The following is a 16,353-nucleotide window of genomic DNA, read 5'->3' as shown; positions in this document are numbered from 1 at the left end:
AGATTTATGGTTCCCGGACCATGGCCGGCGCGCGGCCCGCTTGCGTGCCCGCCGTGGTTCTTCTACGCTTTTTTAGCCCTCTTTGCACATCGAGCCTGCGATGAAGTCCCATCGGCATACCATCTTCACGGCGCTGCTCGCGGCTGCCCTCTTCGGCATCACCACACCGCTGGCCAAGGCGCTGCTCGGCAGCGTGTCGCCGTTCATGCTCGCCGGCCTTTTCTATCTCGGCAGCGGCATGGGGCTCGCGGCCGTACTGGTGTTACGCCGCCTCCCGGCGCGCCGCCGCAACCCTGCCGCCGCACAAGAAAGCGCACACGACCCGCGGCGCCTCGCCGAACTGCCATGGCTTGCCGGGGCGATCGCCGCGGGCGGCGTGGCGGCGCCCGCCCTGCTCATGCTCGGTCTGAACACCACGCCCGCCGCCACAAGCGCACTGCTGCTGAACCTCGAAGGCGTGCTGACAGCGCTCATTGCCTGGGTCTGCTTTCGCGAAAACTTCGATGCGCAAATCGCGCTAGGCATGCTGGCGATCGTGGCGGGCGGCGTGCTGCTCTCGTGGCCAGGCGCACATGCCGGCGCGGTGTCCGGCATCGCGCCCGGCGCGCTGCTCGTCGCGCTCGCATGCCTGTGCTGGGCCATCGACAACAATCTCACACGCAAGGTCTCGACCAACGACGCAATGGTCGTAGCCTGCACCAAGGGGCTCGTGGCCGGCCCGGTGAATATCGGCATCGCTCTTGCCGCCGGCGCGCACTGGCCCGCCTGGCAGGCGGTCAGCGGGGCCATGGCCGTGGGCTTCGCGGGTTACGGCGTGAGCCTCGTGCTCTTCGTCATCTCGCTGCGCCATCTCGGCACGGCGCGCACCGGGGCCTACTTCTCCGTGGCGCCGCTCTTCGGCGTGGCGCTTTCCCTGCTGCTGTGGCCGGAGCGCCCGGCGCTCGCTTTCTGGCTCGCGCTCGCGCTGATGGCGTTCGGCGTCTGGCTGCACGTGCGCGAGCGGCATGACCACACGCACACGCATGAGCCGCTCGAACACACCCACGCGCACCGGCACGACGAACACCATCAGCACGAGCACGAATTCGCGTGGGACGGCTCGGAGCCGCACACGCATGCGCACCGTCACGCGCCGATCACGCATAGCCACGCGCACTACCCCGACGTGCACCATCGGCACGCGCATTGAGGGGCACGGGTCGCAGACGCTGCCGTCGCAAACGACGTCAAGATTTCCCTGGATCGCCGCGCGTTGCGCGCGCACGCTGCACTCGTCACACATCACGAAGGAGGCAAGTGCGATGGCTACCGTGTACCGGGAGATCCCCGTTGAAGCCGCAGCGCAAGACGTCTGGGCCGCGCTGCGCGATCCCGCCAACGTCGACCGCGTGTTCGCCGGCGTGCTGACCGGCGCGCGCATGGAAAACGACATTCGATGGGTGACGTTCGCCGACGGCACCGTTATCGAGGAACGGGTGATCGGCGTCGACGACACGCACATGCGCCTCGCCTACACCGTGGGCGGCGGACGTTTCGAGCATCATCACGCGACGTTTCAGGTGATGCCGGATTCAACCGATTCGCCCCGGCACTGCCGCGTGGTCTGGATCAGCGACTTCAAGCCCGACGAGCGGATCCAGATGGTCGAGCCGCTCACGGATGCGGGCTGCGCGGCGCTCAGACGCAATCTCGCCCGGCGATGAGGGCAGCCGCCGGCCCGTCGTCGTCTGAAAAGACCAGGCACGGCGCATTCGGGCTTACGAGCCGCATGCCTTGGAGGCCGTTGTTATTCAGATCATGGGCGGGACTTTTCTGCGCTCGCGCGGGCCAAATTCGAGGATGGTGGCCGGGCTTGACAGTTAGTTGCGAAATTGCGCCACAGGCAGGTGGCCAAAAGGCTGCACCACCGCCTGGTGCTGCGAAACACACTGTGCGACGGCGCCCATACCGGCACGCCAATTGCGGCCACAATAGTGCCAGATGACTCGACACCGGGAGCCGCAATGCGGGTAGGTAAATTAACGTTGGCCGCGCGCTGCATCGCTGTCTGCGCCGGCTTTGCTGCCGGAATATCCGCGACTCACGGCGCCGGCACCTTCGACGGCGACTGGAACGTGACGCTCACGTGCCCCAAGGGCGCCACCGGTACATCAGGCTACCGATATCAGTTCCCAGCCGAAATCCAGCAAAACATCCTGCACGGCGAGCATGGCGAACGAGACGCGGGCGGCTGGCTCATGCTGGACGGCAAGCTCGAACCCGATGGGTCTGCCACGCTCGTCGCCCAGGGTCTGAGCGACGCATCGCCTCACGCCAACACTCGATCGACCTATTCGTATGAAGTCAGCGCGCAGTTCGACGCGTCTTCAGGCAGCGGCTCACGCACGACCGCACGCAAATGCGACTTTGTGTTCGTAAAGGAATGACGGGAGCATGGCTGGCGGCTCGCGCAAATCGGCGCCAGAAAAGAAAAAGCCCGCTGAGAGAGCGGGCTGAATCCATATCAGAAGAGACATGGAGGAGACGGGTGAAGTATAGGGTTTTCCCCTAAACTGTGCAACTGTTTTTTTCACGATTTTGCCGCAGGCTTGCTTTGGCCCCAATCGGTGTGCTTGTCCCGCTGAACCGCGCCGAAATGGAACGCAAGAAAAAGACCCATGACGAGCCCTCCCGCCAGCAGCGCCGCGACGTCCTCGAGCGTTGCTGGCCACTGAATACGATCCGTGCCCAGCGCAATCGCGACTGCGATATTCACGAAGCCACAAACCACGTTCACGATGGGCGACGAGTCGCCCCGCCCTCGCGGACGTGCGAACGGCGTGGGAAAAGTCAGCCCCTGCAGGCCGGAAACCAGATGCGGGATCGCATTGCAAAAGAACGCCCCAGCGAAGAAGAGCCACACGTACGGCATGTCGTAACCTCGAAAGTGCAAACAGGAAAGGCAACCGTAATATCGCCATGAAGTCCCCCACGCCTGTTGCGCAAACCGCGCGCCCCACCGAGCCCAAACGCGAAAGGGACCGCCGGCGCGTGGCCGCGATCATGGATGCCGCTGTCGCCGTTTTCACGGAGAAGGGTTACGACGCCGCCACCATGACCGAAATTGCGGCGCGTTCGTCGACGGCGATCGGCTCGCTGTACCGCTTCTTTCCGACCAAGGAGGCGCTGGCCGAAGCGCTGTTGCTGCGTTACGCACAGCAGGCAAAGAACGGACTCGCCGAACTGTAGCAGCAGGTACCGGAGATGACGCTCGAGGCCGTAGCCGACGCGCCAGTCGATTTCGTGCTGCTGCTGCAATCGCAGCGCAGCTTTGCCGTTGCACTCGCCGACGCCCGCAGCGGCAGCGACGACCATCGCAAGCGCTTTCGCGAAGCGATGCGCGGCGGCGTTGCCGACATCCTGAGCCGCGCGATAGCGCATCTCAAGCCGGCCAGGGCAAAAATCATGGCGATCGTACTGATCCCCATGCTCAAGGGCGTCGCCAGCATCGCCAACGAAGAGCCGTCGGCGCGCGCCGTGCTGATGGCCGAACTGCGCGATCTCGTGCGCCTGTATCTCGTTTCGGCTTCGGCGCGCGCCAACGTCAAATAGGCCGCCGCCGGGGAGAAGCGGCTTCAGGCGCGCATGATCTTTGTGCGCTACCATCGCTGTATGCCCGAACAACCGCTACCCGCACGCGCGGCTGCCGTGCCGCTTGCCGCCACAGCGCAGCCTCCAGGCCCCTACGCCACCGCGCTGGCGGGTGCCATCGCGCTGCTCGCGTGGGGGGCGCTCGCCGCGCAAACCGACATTACGATCCAGCGCATGGTGCTGCGCGGCTTCGACACGTTCGAGGCCATCGGCAGGCTTTCGGCCTACCTCACCAATCTCACGGTATTGCTCGTCGCGCTCACCTTCACCTGCGTTGCGCTGCATGCGCGCGCGTGGCCTGCACGCTTGCTCCGCGCTCCGGGTGCGGTGAGTGCTGTCACGGTGTACATGGTGTTCGTTGGCATTGCTTATAACCTGCTGCTGCGGCATCTCTGGACGCCGCACGGTTATCGTGCGCTGCTCAACGAGAGCCTTCACAGCCTGATCCCGCTGCTATGCGCGGCGTATTGGCTGCTATTTGTCCCGCGCTTCAGCCTGAGTGCTCGCGATCGCCTCGCCTGGCTCGTCTATCCGCTGGGCTACCTTGCCGTCACCTTCTGGCGCGGCAGCGAGACCGACTTCTACCCCTATCCGTTCATCGACGTCGCACAGCTCGGCTATGCACACGTGCTCGTCAACAGCGCCTTGCTGCTCGCCGCGTTCATGGTGCTGATGGCGGTATTCGTGACGATCAGCGCACGCAGGCGCCCCGCCATCGTGGCAAGCGAAGGCCTCGCCGTAACCGACTTGCCGCGCCCTGACTAACTCGCGACTTCCCGGAACGAACCGATGCCCGTCTATATCGCCCTGCTACGCGCCGTGAATGTCGGCGGAACCGGCAAGCTCCCCATGCCCGAACTTCGCGGCATGTGCGAAGCGCTCGGGTTCACGCAAGTGCGCACCTATATCGCGAGCGGCAACGTGGTCTTCGAGAGCCGGCTGGCCGAGGCATCGGTGAAAAAGAAGCTCGAGCAGAGCCTGGAGACTTATGCCGGCAAACCCGTTGGCGTGGTGGTGCGCACAGCCGCGGAACTGGCCGCTGTGCTCCAGGGCAACCCGTTTCCCGCAGCCGCGCCTGATCGCACTGTCGCCATCTTTCTCGACACGCCGCCGCCCGCGGACGCATTCGACAACGTGAGCGGCCAACAGGCGGAAGAATTCCGCCTGGGCGAGCGCGAAATCTATGTGTTCTACAAGGACGGTATCGGGCGCTCGAAGCTCAAGATCGCTGCGGCGAAGGCCGGAACGGCGCGCAACATGAATACCGTGGCGAAGCTTCTCGAGATGGCGCAAGCGTGAGGTGCCCGTGACTTGCGCGGCGCACTGAACCACAGCGCAGGCCCTTGTTTCAACGACCAGAAGAAAAACTCGCAGCGGAGTCCGGTTTGGGACCACCCGCCCCGCTACGCGTCACCCCCTGCCTGGCGCCGTCGTCAAACTCCCCTGCCGCGCCTCCCCGCTCGCCTGCGCCGGATCGCCTTCGCTCGTATCGTGCAGGCGGTCCGGAATGAACAGCGCCGTCACACCGCTCAGGAAAAACACCGCGCCAACCACCAGAAAGCCCATGCCGATCGAAAACTGCGTAGCGATGTAGCCGATCACCACCGGCGCCGCGCCCGAGCAAAAGCGTCCCACGTTATACGAACCGCCCACCGCCGTGCCGCGAATTCGCGTTGCGAAGCTCTCCGACATGAACGTGCCGATCGTGCCCAGCGGCACGCCATAGAGAAAGCCGAACACGAGCATCAGCCACGCAATGTTCCCGCGGGTATGCAACAGCACGATCACGGGAAGAAAGACTGCCGCACCGATGCAGCCCAGCACATATACGCCGCGCCGGCTCCAGCGGTCGCCCAGCCAGCCCGCCACGATCTTGCCGATGAACGCCACGACCCAGGTCGCGGTCATGTACCCCGTCATCGAGCTGAACTTGATGTGCAATTCGCTTTCCAGATACGTGGGCAACCAGTTGTTCAGGCCGTAGAACCCCGAAAGCGCAAATACGGAAGCGAGCGACCAGAAGATGAACATCCGGCGTGCCTCGCGGTCCGCGAATATCAATGCGTAGCGGTTGTCGCGCCAGCGGCGGCCGCGCGGGCGAACCGCGGCCTCGCTCATGCGCCAGCTCGGCGGCTCGGGCACGAAGAAGTGAATCGCCACCGCGAGCAGCACGGGCGCCGCCGCCACATAAAACAGCATGCGCCAGCCGTAGTGCGGCAGGATCCAGGTGCTGAGCGCGATCACCGTGATATAGCCCGCGGAAATCGCCGTTTGCAGCATGCCGAGTATCAGCGAGCGCCGCGCCATGGGCACGTATTCGGCCACGAGCGTGCTCACCAGCACCATGCAGCCAATGCCCATCGAACTGATGAAGCGCACGACCGCGAATTCGACGAAGCTGTGCGTGAGACCGAGGAGACCCGCGCCCACCGAGAACAGCACCATCGCCCAGACCACCACGCGCACGCGCCCGAACGAGTCGCTCGCCCAGCCGCCCAGAATTCCGCCAATCGCCATGCCGAGCAGCGTCAGGCTGCCGAGTGCGCCCGCCTCGACATTGGTCAAGCCGAATTCGCTCTTGATACGCGAGAGCGTGAGGCCGTACATCATGACGTCCGCACCGTCGACCAGCAGCGCGAGATAGCCGAGCGCGAAGACGAGCAGCCAGCGATTGGCATTCCCCGCAGATGTCGTTGTCTTCATCAACACGGGTCCTGCGATCAAGGGCTTGAATGGGCTGCGCAAGACACGCCGTGCGCAAGGAGCGCAGGCGCGAGAAACGCGCCGAGCAGCAGGCCGGTTGCCTCGTGTCGCGCGGCGTACCAGCCCTCTACGTGCGTAAGGTTCATCGTCCCGACACAACGGCCGTTATAGGCCACTGGTATGTTCAGAATCGAGCCGAGTCCCATCGCCGTCATCACCGCGTGATCGTCGAAGGCTTCGCGCAGACCCTCCGGCGTTGTAGCGCGAAACGGTTCGAGATCCGCAAGAATGCGCTGCGCCCAGGGCGTGCCGCTCTTGCGCTTGCGTCCGCCCGGCGGGTAGACGTCGGGCATGTTCGAGAATACGCGCTCCACTTCCTCTCTCCCGGCGTCATAGGCCATGATCGTGAAGAGGCGAAAGCCGATGGCTTCGGCGGCGACGGCACACACTTCACGGAAAATCGCGTCCGGTTGCCCCGGCCGGCGAATGACGCGCGAAAGGCGCGTGAGAACGGAAATTTCGCGTTGCAGCGTGTAGGGTTCGTTCGCGAGGGAAAGGGGCGTCTGCATGGGGCGTACGAAAGTGAGAATGGGACGTGCTCAGCCGCGTAGCCCGTCGCGAGCGAGCGGCTTGCGCGCATCGAAGTCCGCCTGCGCGCCACTCGCCTCGATATCTTCAAGCGAGCGATTGCGCGTTTCGATGCCGAGGAAGAACACGACGCAAGCGCCCGCCAGCAGCACGGCGGTCGTCATGGCGAACACGCCGAAAAAGCCGAACGCCGGGTACACGAGACCGACCAGAATAGGGGCGCTCACCGAGCCGATACGACCGAACGAAGACGACGATCCCGTACCCGTCGTGCGTACGGCCGTAGGGAAAACCTCGGGCGTATAGGCATAGACGCCCGCAAAAGCGCCATTCATGAAGAACGAGAGACACACGCCCGCCGCCGTGATCTGCATGCCCGTGTGCGAGAAAGCCAGCGCAATCGCGGCGAGCCCCCCTAGCGTCATATACGAGGCCACGACGCCCTTGCGGCCGATCTGCTCATTGAGCCAGGCCGCCGAGAAATAGCCGGGAATCTGTGCGCCGTAGATGGCAATCGAATAGCCGAAGCTCTTCGTGAGCGTCAGGCCTTCCTTGACGAGCAAGCTCGGAATCCACGAGAAGAACGAGTAGTACGCGAAGGCCACGGAGAACCACATCAACCAGCTCACAGCGGTCGTGCCGGCGAGCCGGCGCGAAAACAGCGTCAGCACGTTCTGCAGCGCGCCGCCGCTGCCCTGCGCCGCGGCGGGAATCGCGTCGACCGAGCCCGGCGGCGCGAGCGCAATGCCTTCTTGCTCGTAGCGCGACTCGATCGCCCGCACGATGCTGTCGGCTTCGGCGGAGCGTCCGCGGCTTTCGAGCCAGCGCGGCGACTCGGGCAGCGTCCTGCGCCACCAGAGCAGCATCACTACCGGCAGCGAGGTCAGCACGGCGAGATAGCGCCAGCCGTCCGCGAAATTGCGCACGACGGTATAGCCAAGAATCGATGAACTTAGATATCCGAACGACATGAAGCCGACCAGCGCGCCGCAGAACATCCCGCGATAGCGCCGCGGCACGAATTCCGCGAGGAACGGTGCGATGACGACCGTTTCCGCGCCCGAACCGAAGCCCGCAAGTATGCGCAGCGCGAAAAACGTGTGCCAGTCATGCGCCGTGGCGCTCGCCATGGAAGCCGCGCAATAGATTGCCAGCGCGCTCATCATGATGCGGCGGCGGCCAATCACATCGGCCAGCACCCCCGAGAGAAATGCGCCGAAAAAATAACCGATATACGTGCTGCTGGCGACGAGTCCCGTTTCGGCACTCGTCAGATGCCACAGCCTGCTCACGACGGGCAGCAAAAAGGCGAGCGACGAAGAGTCCAGCCCGTCGAACATATAGCCGAGGCCGCCGATCAGCAGCAGTTTGCGATGGAAGCCCGCGAGCGGCAATCTTTCGAGTCGGGCGGCGACGGTGGACATGGTTGGGTCGGTTCCAGTTGAGCGTGGCGCGTGTTCAGCGGCCTATCGCATAGGCCTGCATCTGGCGCGGCGTGGCCGCGCCGCGCATCAGTCCGTTGCGCACGCCCACGGCGCACACGCGCCCGAGCCCCCAGGGCTCGGCCACAGCGAGGTCGTGGCCGCGCGAGCGCAATTGCGCGAGCGTGGCTTCGGGAAAGCGCGACTCGGCCGACATCTTGCCGAGCTGCATCGAGCGCGGATAAAACGAGCCAGGAAAGTGCGCGGTCTGGAACGAGGGGGCGTCCACGGCGGCCTGCAGGTTCATGCCAGCATGCACGTGCCGCAGGAACAACTGCATCGACCATTGATCCTGCTGGTCGCCGCCCGGCGTGCCGAACGCAGCATAAGGCTTGCCCTCGCGCGTGACGAGCGTGGGCGAGAGCGTCGTGCGTGGTCTCCGGCCCGGCCCGAGCGACGATGGCAAGCCCTCTTCCATCCAGAACATCTGCGCGCGCGTGGTGACGTTGAAACCGAGCCCAGGCACCGCCGGCGACGCCTGCAGCCACCCGCCCGACGGCGTGGCCGACACCATGTTGCCCCAGCGGTCGACCACGTCGAGATGAACGGTGTCGCCGCGCAATTCGGGCAGCGGCGCGAACGTCGGCTCGCCCTGCCCGAAGCCGCCCTGCTGCTGCCGCCCCGCGCTGGCGAGAATGCGCGCCGCGCGCGCTTCGCTGTCGAGAAGCGGCCCGGGGCGGAATTCGAATGAAGCCTTGTGCGGATCGACAAGGCGGCGGCGCGCGTCGTTGTACGCGTCGCTCAGCAGCGTCTGCATCGGCACGTCGGCGAAGCGCGGATCGCCATAAAACACGTCGCGGTCGGCAAACGCGAGCTTCGACGTTTCGATGACCGTGTGCACGAAATCCGCGCCGAACGGATCCATTGCGCCCAGATCGAAGCCCTTGAGCAGCGCGAGCTGCTGCAGGAACATCGGCCCCTGGCCCCACGGTCCTGTCTTGTGCACGCGCAGTCCTGCGTACTCGTACGAGAGCGCTTCCTCATAGGTGGGCTCCCAGCGCGCGAGATCGTCCGCATTGAGCAGGCCGCGATTGCGAAGACCGGACGTGTCGAGCACGTCGGTCGAGCGGAAATACTGGTCGATCGCGTCGGCCACGAAGCCGCGGTAGAACGTCGAACGCGCGAGTTCGCACTGCTCGGCGCGGTCGCTGTTCGCGCTCGCCTCCCGCAGGATGCGGCGGTACGTGGCGGCAATCGCGGGATTGGCGAACAGCGCGTTCGGGGCGGGGGCGTCGCCGTTGCGCAACCATTGCTCGGCGGAGGTCGTCCATTCGCTGAGGAAGAAGTCCTTGATCGCGAGAATCGACGCGCACATGCGCGGCAGCACCGGATAACCGTTTTCGGCATAGCCGATCGCGTAGCTCAGCACGTCTTCGAGCGGCAGTTGCCCGTAGTCGCGCAGCATCGTCATCCATGCGCCAAACGCGCCGGGCACCACGGCGGGCAGCAGGCCGGTGCCCGGCACGACGTCGAGCCCGAGCGCGCGCATGCGCTCGATCGTCATGGCCGCCGGCGTCACCCCCTGGCCGCACAGCACGCGCACACGGTCTTCCCGCGCGCTGTAGAACACGACGGGCAACTCGCCGCCCGGGCCGTTGAGATGCGGCTCGACGATCTGCAGCACGAAGCCGGCCGCCGCCGCCGCGTCGAACGCGTTGCCGCCCTTCTCGAGCACCGCCATCGCCGACGCGCTGGCGAGCCAATGCGTGGACGCCACCATCCCGAAGGTCCCGATCAGCTCCGGGCGCGTTGTAAACGACATCTTCCACTCCCTGTGCGAGCGGTTCGACTTGTGAGCGAACCATTTTTGATTGGTTCAAAGACCTTTCACGCTCAGCTTACGAAGGAAGATTTTTGGCCGCACCCGGTGTTAACCCTGGAATTCCGCCGAACTCCCCCGCGTTTCGTTCACTCTGGAGACCACGCGGTTGCGCGTCGCCGCATGACTGCTAGAATCGAACCAATTCATATTGGTTCACACCTCATCATGGAAAGGTCCGCGCTCGACCCCCTGCTTGCCTACATCGCACGACACCGCTTGAAAGACGGCGACGCGTTGCCTCCCGAACGCAAGCTCGCCGAAGACCTCGGCGTGAGCCGCCGTGAACTGCGCGCGGCGCTTGCCTCGCTGGAGGCGTCGGGCCGAATCTGGCGCGGCGTGGGACGCGGCACTTATCTGGGCGCGCGGCCGCTGAAGTTCGCGCCCACATTGCGCGGCCTGCGCTCGCGCACGAGCCCGGCCGACATCGCGGAGATGCGCCTGATGTTCGAGCCCGCGTTAGCCGGTCTTGCCGCCGCCAAGGCCACGCCCGAGGATCTCGCCGAACTGGAGAAGTGCGCAAAAAGAAACGCGGCGGCGAAAAACGATGAGGAGTGGCAACTATGGGACCAGCGCTTTCACCTGCTGATCGCACAGGCCTCGCGCAATCCCGCGATTATTGCTCTCATGGAAGTGATCAACGGCATGCGGGTCAAGCCGACCCAGCGTGAAAAAACCACGGATCAGGCCACGCGCCATCCTTTCGCGCAGCAGCACCAGTCTATCGTCGATGCGATTCTCGCCCGCGACGGCGAAACCGCCGCACGCTGCATGCGCGAGCATCTGTTGAAGGTGCAGGGATACGGCTCACCGCATTGATTGGCGGCCGGCGGGCCCAAAGCGTTACGCGCGTCCAGCCCTCGCCAGTCAACAGACTCGCGCGATACGCCGTGCGCAAGGCCGATGGATCAGCCCTCCTTACCATCGACACGCGGCGCAATGAGCCAGCCGGCATAGCGATAGCAATAGGCTGCGAACGCAACGACCCAGCACGCGCCCGACGCTTCGATCCACAACGTGAGCCACTGCGGTGCGAGCCACGGTCCCACCACGCGAATCAGGGCGGCGATCACGAGCAGCGCATAGCAGGCGATATCGAAGCCGCCCGCCACCAGCTTGCGGCCCGTATGTCCGCGCGCCGTGCGTGTGATCATCGCCATGATCGCGCAGCCGATAGCGCCCACCGTGAACGCGTGGATGGCGACCGTATGCGCGACGAGCCCCAATGCCGCGAGCGCGAGCAACCCGAAGCCGACGGGTATCCACGCATAGGCGACGTGCAGTATGGTCAGGATCGGTCGGTTACCGACACGCCACGAACGCCAACCCCAGATCCGCGCGCCTTGTGCGCACGCCGCCACGAGCGCGGCCAGCGCGACGAGCACGCCTGAGCCGAGCGCGGCGTCGAGCACGAAGGCCAGCGCGCTGAGCGGCATCACCGCGCGCTCGACCGCATGCCAGCGCTGTGCCGTGTAACCCGGCACGGCATTGGCCGTGAAGGACGGAATGATGCGCCCGCCGATGATCGTGATGAAAAGCACCAGCATGCCCACGGCGAGATACGCGCTGTGCAGCGCCCGGTCCGCGCGACCGGCCAGCATCGAAACATGGAACGCCACGTTCAGCGCGGCGAGCATGCCGAGCGCGACCGGCAAAAAGATGTTATGGCTGTTTTTTGCGCCGACGAGCACGCGCAGCAGGACAAGCGCGCATGCGGGGAGAAAGAAGCTGTCGACCACGGCGGCGACGCCAGACGGCGCGTAGGCAACGGTAATGCGCCCCGCGAGCCACAGCAGCCATAGCGCCGCCAGCGACTTGCCCTGCGCCGGCGTGACCGACGTCCACGCGCGCACGGCAGTCAGCAAAAAACCCGCCACGATCGCTGCGCCGAAGCCGAAAATCATCTCGTGCGCGTGCCAGAACATGCCCGGCAGGTACGAACCGAGGCCCGGCAACGGATGGCCGGCATACGCGGCCATCCAGGCCAGCAGCGCCGCGCCGCCAAAGAGCGCACCGCCAAGGTAAAACGGCCGGAAGCCGAGCGCCCACAGCGCAAAACCGCCGCGAGCCGCGGGGGTGGGTTCTTCTATCCGAAAGACGGTCATGATCGCTCTCGCCAATACATTCATTTTCAATGCATCTTATATGGACTGGCGCAGAAATGCCGCTGGGAAGCTGAAAACGCGATGTAATGCCGCAGGTTTGATACTGGCCTCGCCAGGAACCGGGTCAGGCGCGCTCACGCATGCTTGTACGTCAGCAAAGGTTCGGCGTGCGATGGCCGCCGCAAACCTGACTATGCGTTTGCGGGAAATGCGCCTGGCGTGCTGCCGCCCACTCGAGACAAGCACCGAAGAATCGTGCAAGGAATCAAGAGTATCGTGCTAACACGTATTCGTCGCGCGTGCCATTGTAGATAGCTAGCCATCACAGGAGGGCACTATGCTGAACACGCGCAAGCTTGGACGTGAAGGACTCGTCGTTTCGGAGATCGGGCTGGGGTGCATGGGGATGTCGTACGCCTACGGCACGCCCGATGACACAGAGTCGATCGCCACGATTCACCGGGCGATCGAGCTGGGTTGCACGTTCCTCGATACTGCAGAGATCTACGGTCCTTTCGCCAACGAGGAACTGCTCGGACGCGCGCTAAAAGGGCGTCGTCACGCGGTGACGATTGCGACCAAATTCGGCTTCAGGTTCGACAACGGGGTACGCGGCCTCGACAGCCGCCCCGACCATATCAGGGAGGTGATCGACGCGTCGCTGGCCCGATTGCAGACCGATCACATCGATCTGCTCTACCAGCATCGCGTAGATCCCGCCGTGCCGATCGAGGACGTGGCGGGTGCGGTCAAGGATGCGATCGCCGCCGGCAAGGTTCGCTATTTCGGCTTGTCTGAAGCGAGCGTCGATACCATCCGGCGCGCCCATGCCGTGCAACCCGTCTCGGCCGTGCAAAGCGAGTATTCGCTATTTGAGCGCGGCGTCGAAGACAAGGTACTGCCGGCGCTGCGCGAACTGGGTATCGGCTTTGTTCCCTACAGTCCGCTCGGCCGGGGCTTCCTGACCGGCAACGCCAGGCGCGCGGAGGACCTTTCGGCCGACGATTGGCGAGCCGCCAACGATCCGCGCATACAGGGCGGCAACTTCGATACCAACGTCAAGCTCGCAGATTTCGTCAAGACCCTTGCCGAAGAAAAGTCCGTGACACCGGGCCAGATCGCGCTCGCCTGGCTGCTCGAGCAAGGTGACGATCTGGTGCCGATCCCCGGCACCAAACGGCGCAAATACCTTGAAGAAAACGTGAACGCAGCTTCAGTTCGCCTGACGCTGGCGGAACTGGATCGCATCCGGGGTTTCCTTGCCGGGCATCAGACTGCGGGCACACGTTATCTGCCGCCCATGCTGTCTCAGCTAGACCGCTAGCGGACGACCAGACATCCGCCAGCAGGCAGTACCCAAGGCCTGTTCACATTCATAGCGGGCTTGCGGACGTACCTTGCCGGTCGCATTGCGGCCAGCAAGGTACGTCCAGTCGTGCAGAATCCGCCCTGTCACGAGGCCATCGGCTGCAGGCAAGGTATCTTCGCAGAAGCCTCGCTGGGTGCATCAGCCCATGGTGCTTAGGCCTGCCAGGCGTATTGCCGGAACATCTCCTCGAGCGGCGAATTGGCGACGCTGCCGGCGTAGTTCGTCATGGTCGACGCAGCGACAACCAGGATGACGTCGAGCACCAGAGTCGGGGCGAAACCGGCGGCCGTGAAGGACGCGACGTCCTGATCGTCGAGACGGCCGCGTTTGTCGATCAACGTGCGCGCGAGATGCGAGAGCGCTGCAAGCTTTTCGTCGGTCGGCAGACGACGGGCGCGAATCGCATGCACATCGGCTTCGCTGAGCCCTTCCTTGAGTGCGAGGAAGGTGTGGAAGGCGACGGCCCAGGTGCAGCCATTGGCGACGGCATTCGTGAGCAACAGGGCCTGAACCTGTGCCTCCGTGAAGCTGCCGCTGTGAACCTGCTGAAACACGCCGGTCAGGCCGTTGATCAGTTTCGGCGAACCGGCCATTGCGCCGGCAATGTTGGGGACCATGCCGAATGCTTCGGCAAGACCTCGAAGCGCGAGCTTCGAGCCTTCCGGTGCCGATTCGAGTGTATATACGGGGAAGTTAGCCATTATCTTTCCTTGAGAGTTGGACGCGCGCATCAAGGGGCGATGACACGACAAGCAAAGCGTAGTGACGCGCCGCGGCCTCGCCAATTACATGGCGTGTAATAGAAAAGAGTCGGGGGCTTCCTCGGTGTCTCGACGCCCGCAATGCGCCCCCCAGCGCTGCCGGCAACCCGCTTGCGCCTGCCTATGCGCCATCCGGGATCATCTGCTCCTCACGCGCGTACTGCGTCGGCGGCCGGCCGACGTGCCGCGTGAAGGCAACACTGAAGGTGCTGGCCGAGCTGTAGCCGACACGTTGCGCTATCTCGGCGATACGGCCGTGATCGCGACGCAACAGGTCCTTCGCGAGCGCCATGCGCCAGGTCAGCAGGTATTCCATCGGCGCGACGCCAACCGCGCGGCTGAAGCGCTCGAAAAACGTCGAACGCGAGAGCGCGGCCTCCTTCGCGAGCGCGGCGACCGTCCACGGCTTCGTCGGGTGCTCGTGCATCTCCCGGATCGCAGCCGCGAGGCGGCTGTCGGAGAGGCCGCGCACGAGGCCAGGTGGCGCATAGGTTCCCGCCGTGGAGCGCAGTGCTTCGATGAGCAGGACTTCCAGCAGACGTGAGAGCACGACTTCACGCGCGGGCCGCTGCTCCCTCGATTCCTCGCGCACGAGTTTTACGAGCGTGGCCAGCCGTTCCTGGCCGCGAACATGCACGAGTTGTGGCAGCAGCGAAACCAGCAGGGCTGAATCCGGCGAGCCGAAGCTGCAGTGGCCCGCCACCATGCGGGAGTCGATGGAGTCCTCCGGCGCGCCGATTCTGAATTCGTTGTTGCCCAGCGCGAAGGGCACGACTGGCTCGAGGTCCGGCGGGGGAGGCTCGAGGCTGCTCATCTCGATCCCATAGGACGCAGGAATCAGGACGAAGTCACCGGCCAAGAGTTCGAGCGGCGCCTGATCGCCGATCGTGATGCGGCACCCGCCATCGAGGATGACGCAATAGAAAGGGTCGCCCGCGCCCGAACGACTGATGCGCCAGCGGCCCGCGCCGAGGACGAGTTTGGAGTAGCGCGCACTCGGCTGCAGCAGCGTCACGACTTCAGCCAACGGATCGATCACGGCCGGACTCCTGCAAACGAAATTCGGACCTTTGATTGTAGCAAGTACGGTCGGCGCGATCTATCGTATGGACACACGCAAACCATGCCAAAGGAGATTTCATGCAAACCGTGCTGATCACCGGCTGCTCTTCCGGATTCGGGCTCGAGATCGCTCGCTACTTCCTGGCCCGCGACTGGCGGGTCGTCGCCACCATGCGCACGCCGCGTGAGGACGTGCTGCCGCCTTCAGAACACCTGCGCGTGCTCGCGCTCGACGTCACGAAGCCGGAAAGCGTACGCGAGGCCGTCATGGCCGCGGGCCCGATCGACGTCCTCGTCAACAATGCGGGCTTCGGCGCTGCTTCCCCGGCTGAGCTCGCTCCGCTCGAGGCAGTGCGCGAGGTCTTCGAGACCAACACGTTCGGCACGATCGCGGTGACACAGGCAGTGCTGCCCCAGTTCCGCGAGCGCAAGGCCGGCGTCATCGTGAACGTTACGTCGAGTGTGACTTTCAAGGCGTTGCCCCTGATCGGCGCGTACCGCGCGAGCAAGGCTGCGGTGAACGCGTTCACCGAGTCGATGGCGCTGGAACTCGAACCGTTTGGCGTTCGGGTGCGGCTCGTGCTGCCGGGCCGTTCGCTGGAGACGCGCTTTGGAGAGAACGCACGTGCCCACATCCACGGCTTCGACAACGAAGCCTACGCCGGGCTCGTCAAACAGGTCCTCGCGCATCTGGAGGACACAGCATCCCCCCTCACGCGGGCACAGGACGTCGCCGGGGCCGTGTGGCGCGCGGCGACCGACTCCTCGACGCCGATGCACATTCCCGCCGGCGCCGACGCCGAAGCATGGGCAGCTGAGGTCTACTAATCAACAC

18 protein-coding genes are annotated in these 16,353 nt (G+C 64.8%); 10 read left to right on the top strand and 8 right to left on the bottom strand.

Going from position 1 to position 16,353, the window contains the following annotated elements:
- The first annotated feature begins 100 nt into the window (after positions 1–100).
- The 3 genes from BHE01S_RS30535 to BHE01S_RS30525 all read left to right on the top strand — a co-directional run bounded on the left by BHE01S_RS30535 (position 101) and on the right by BHE01S_RS30525 (position 2,426).
- Positions 101–1,189 (top strand): DMT family transporter, encoded by a 1,089-nt coding sequence (locus BHE01S_RS30535; RefSeq protein ID WP_042270621.1) that lies wholly within the window; start codon positions 101–103, stop codon positions 1,187–1,189.
- Between the two features lie 112 nt (positions 1,190–1,301).
- Positions 1,302–1,703 carry an SRPBCC family protein gene (locus BHE01S_RS30530; protein ID WP_042270620.1) on the top strand — a complete coding sequence of 134 codons (402 nt, stop codon included), beginning with the start codon at positions 1,302–1,304 and terminating at the stop codon, positions 1,701–1,703.
- Positions 1,704–1,886: 183 nt separating this feature from the next.
- Positions 1,887–2,426, top strand: a complete 540-nt coding sequence (locus BHE01S_RS30525) for a hypothetical protein (protein WP_157025740.1) — start codon at positions 1,887–1,889, stop codon at positions 2,424–2,426.
- Positions 2,427–2,569: 143 nt separating this feature from the next.
- Here the strand turns inward: BHE01S_RS30525 and BHE01S_RS30520 are convergent, their stop codons facing one another.
- Positions 2,570–2,911, bottom strand: coding sequence for a hypothetical protein (locus BHE01S_RS30520; RefSeq protein ID WP_042270618.1), 342 nt, complete (start codon positions 2,909–2,911; stop codon positions 2,570–2,572).
- A gap of 47 nt (positions 2,912–2,958) precedes the next feature.
- Here BHE01S_RS30520 and BHE01S_RS39355 point away from each other — a divergent pair, with 47 nt between their 5' ends.
- The 4 genes from BHE01S_RS39355 to BHE01S_RS30505 are packed head-to-tail and all read left to right on the top strand — an operon-like array spanning position 2,959 to position 4,929.
- Entirely contained in the window at positions 2,959–3,228 is a 270-nt protein-coding gene (locus tag BHE01S_RS39355) for a helix-turn-helix domain-containing protein (protein ID WP_245639904.1), read from the top strand.
- Positions 3,229–3,243: 15 nt separating this feature from the next.
- Positions 3,244–3,591, top strand: a complete 348-nt coding sequence (locus tag BHE01S_RS39350) for a hypothetical protein (RefSeq protein ID WP_245639903.1) — start codon at positions 3,244–3,246, stop codon at positions 3,589–3,591.
- A gap of 60 nt (positions 3,592–3,651) precedes the next feature.
- Entirely contained in the window at positions 3,652–4,395 is a 744-nt protein-coding gene (locus tag BHE01S_RS30510) for a Pr6Pr family membrane protein (protein WP_084069395.1), read from the top strand.
- 24 nt (positions 4,396–4,419) lie between these two features.
- Complete coding sequence (locus BHE01S_RS30505) at positions 4,420–4,929, top strand: DUF1697 domain-containing protein (RefSeq protein WP_042270617.1); 510 nt, start codon at positions 4,420–4,422, stop codon at positions 4,927–4,929.
- Positions 4,930–5,040: 111 nt separating this feature from the next.
- On the opposite strand, the gene BHE01S_RS30500 is transcribed toward BHE01S_RS30505, so the two are convergent.
- From BHE01S_RS30500 to BHE01S_RS30485, 4 genes are read right to left on the bottom strand one after another with little or no spacing between them, the layout of a single operon-like run.
- Positions 5,041–6,333 carry an MFS transporter gene (locus tag BHE01S_RS30500; protein WP_042270616.1) on the bottom strand — a complete coding sequence of 431 codons (1,293 nt, stop codon included), beginning with the start codon at positions 6,331–6,333 and terminating at the stop codon, positions 5,041–5,043.
- Between the two features lie 17 nt (positions 6,334–6,350).
- Positions 6,351–6,902: a GAF domain-containing protein gene (locus tag BHE01S_RS30495; RefSeq protein ID WP_052406191.1), complete on the bottom strand. Its 552-nt coding sequence runs from the start codon at positions 6,900–6,902 to the stop codon at positions 6,351–6,353.
- 30 nt (positions 6,903–6,932) lie between these two features.
- Positions 6,933–8,345 (bottom strand): MFS transporter, encoded by a 1,413-nt coding sequence (locus BHE01S_RS30490; RefSeq protein WP_042270615.1) that lies wholly within the window; start codon positions 8,343–8,345, stop codon positions 6,933–6,935.
- A gap of 34 nt (positions 8,346–8,379) precedes the next feature.
- Complete coding sequence (locus BHE01S_RS30485) at positions 8,380–10,164, bottom strand: gamma-glutamyltransferase family protein (RefSeq protein ID WP_042270614.1); 1,785 nt, start codon at positions 10,162–10,164, stop codon at positions 8,380–8,382.
- A 30-nt stretch (positions 10,165–10,194) separates the two neighbouring features.
- Between BHE01S_RS30485 and BHE01S_RS30480 the strand changes: the two genes are divergently transcribed.
- The gene (locus tag BHE01S_RS30480) at positions 10,195–11,040 is read left to right on the top strand and encodes a FadR/GntR family transcriptional regulator (RefSeq protein ID WP_245639902.1); all 846 of its coding nucleotides are present in this window, start codon (positions 10,195–10,197) and stop codon (positions 11,038–11,040) included.
- A gap of 89 nt (positions 11,041–11,129) precedes the next feature.
- Here the strand turns inward: BHE01S_RS30480 and BHE01S_RS30475 are convergent, their stop codons facing one another.
- Positions 11,130–12,326 carry an NnrS family protein gene (locus BHE01S_RS30475; protein ID WP_042270611.1) on the bottom strand — a complete coding sequence of 399 codons (1,197 nt, stop codon included), beginning with the start codon at positions 12,324–12,326 and terminating at the stop codon, positions 11,130–11,132.
- A gap of 337 nt (positions 12,327–12,663) precedes the next feature.
- Between BHE01S_RS30475 and BHE01S_RS30470 the strand changes: the two genes are divergently transcribed.
- Positions 12,664–13,650 carry an aldo/keto reductase gene (locus tag BHE01S_RS30470; protein ID WP_042270608.1) on the top strand — a complete coding sequence of 329 codons (987 nt, stop codon included), beginning with the start codon at positions 12,664–12,666 and terminating at the stop codon, positions 13,648–13,650.
- A gap of 197 nt (positions 13,651–13,847) precedes the next feature.
- Here BHE01S_RS30470 and BHE01S_RS30465 read toward each other — a convergent pair whose 3' ends face one another.
- Positions 13,848–14,396, bottom strand: coding sequence for a carboxymuconolactone decarboxylase family protein (locus BHE01S_RS30465; protein ID WP_042270606.1), 549 nt, complete (start codon positions 14,394–14,396; stop codon positions 13,848–13,850).
- Between the two features lie 181 nt (positions 14,397–14,577).
- On the bottom strand, positions 14,578–15,555 hold the full coding sequence (locus tag BHE01S_RS30460) for an AraC family transcriptional regulator (RefSeq protein ID WP_042270604.1): 978 nt from the start codon (positions 15,553–15,555) through the stop codon (positions 14,578–14,580).
- A gap of 41 nt (positions 15,556–15,596) precedes the next feature.
- Between BHE01S_RS30460 and BHE01S_RS30455 the strand changes: the two genes are divergently transcribed.
- Positions 15,597–16,346, top strand: a complete 750-nt coding sequence (locus BHE01S_RS30455) for an SDR family oxidoreductase (RefSeq protein WP_042270602.1) — start codon at positions 15,597–15,599, stop codon at positions 16,344–16,346.
- Positions 16,347–16,353 lie beyond the last annotated feature (7 nt).

Origin of the sequence: Paraburkholderia heleia NBRC 101817 (assembly GCF_000739775.1) — a bacterium.
Lineage (GTDB): Bacteria > Pseudomonadota > Gammaproteobacteria > Burkholderiales > Burkholderiaceae > Paraburkholderia > Paraburkholderia heleia.
The sequence above is the reverse complement of the archived record's forward strand: the minus strand, read 5'-3'. Positions and strand labels throughout refer to the sequence as shown.

Coding starts and splice junctions, on each gene's coding strand:
- BHE01S_RS30485 (WP_042270614.1), bottom strand. CDS start 10,164: ATGTCGTTTACAACGCGCCCGGAGCTGATCGGGACCTTCGGGATGGTG.
- BHE01S_RS30500 (WP_042270616.1), bottom strand. CDS start 6,333: ATGAAGACAACGACATCTGCGGGGAATGCCAATCGCTGGCTGCTCGTC.
- BHE01S_RS30510 (WP_084069395.1), top strand. CDS start 3,652: ATGCCCGAACAACCGCTACCCGCACGCGCGGCTGCCGTGCCGCTTGCC.
- BHE01S_RS30530 (WP_042270620.1), top strand. CDS start 1,302: ATGGCTACCGTGTACCGGGAGATCCCCGTTGAAGCCGCAGCGCAAGAC.
- BHE01S_RS30475 (WP_042270611.1), bottom strand. CDS start 12,326: ATGACCGTCTTTCGGATAGAAGAACCCACCCCCGCGGCTCGCGGCGGT.
- BHE01S_RS30505 (WP_042270617.1), top strand. CDS start 4,420: ATGCCCGTCTATATCGCCCTGCTACGCGCCGTGAATGTCGGCGGAACC.
- BHE01S_RS30455 (WP_042270602.1), top strand. CDS start 15,597: ATGCAAACCGTGCTGATCACCGGCTGCTCTTCCGGATTCGGGCTCGAG.
- BHE01S_RS30535 (WP_042270621.1), top strand. CDS start 101: ATGAAGTCCCATCGGCATACCATCTTCACGGCGCTGCTCGCGGCTGCC.
- BHE01S_RS39355 (WP_245639904.1), top strand. CDS start 2,959: ATGAAGTCCCCCACGCCTGTTGCGCAAACCGCGCGCCCCACCGAGCCC.
- BHE01S_RS30465 (WP_042270606.1), bottom strand. CDS start 14,396: ATGGCTAACTTCCCCGTATATACACTCGAATCGGCACCGGAAGGCTCG.
- BHE01S_RS39350 (WP_245639903.1), top strand. CDS start 3,244: ATGACGCTCGAGGCCGTAGCCGACGCGCCAGTCGATTTCGTGCTGCTG.
- BHE01S_RS30520 (WP_042270618.1), bottom strand. CDS start 2,911: ATGCCGTACGTGTGGCTCTTCTTCGCTGGGGCGTTCTTTTGCAATGCG.
- BHE01S_RS30470 (WP_042270608.1), top strand. CDS start 12,664: ATGCTGAACACGCGCAAGCTTGGACGTGAAGGACTCGTCGTTTCGGAG.
- BHE01S_RS30495 (WP_052406191.1), bottom strand. CDS start 6,902: ATGCAGACGCCCCTTTCCCTCGCGAACGAACCCTACACGCTGCAACGC.
- BHE01S_RS30490 (WP_042270615.1), bottom strand. CDS start 8,345: ATGTCCACCGTCGCCGCCCGACTCGAAAGATTGCCGCTCGCGGGCTTC.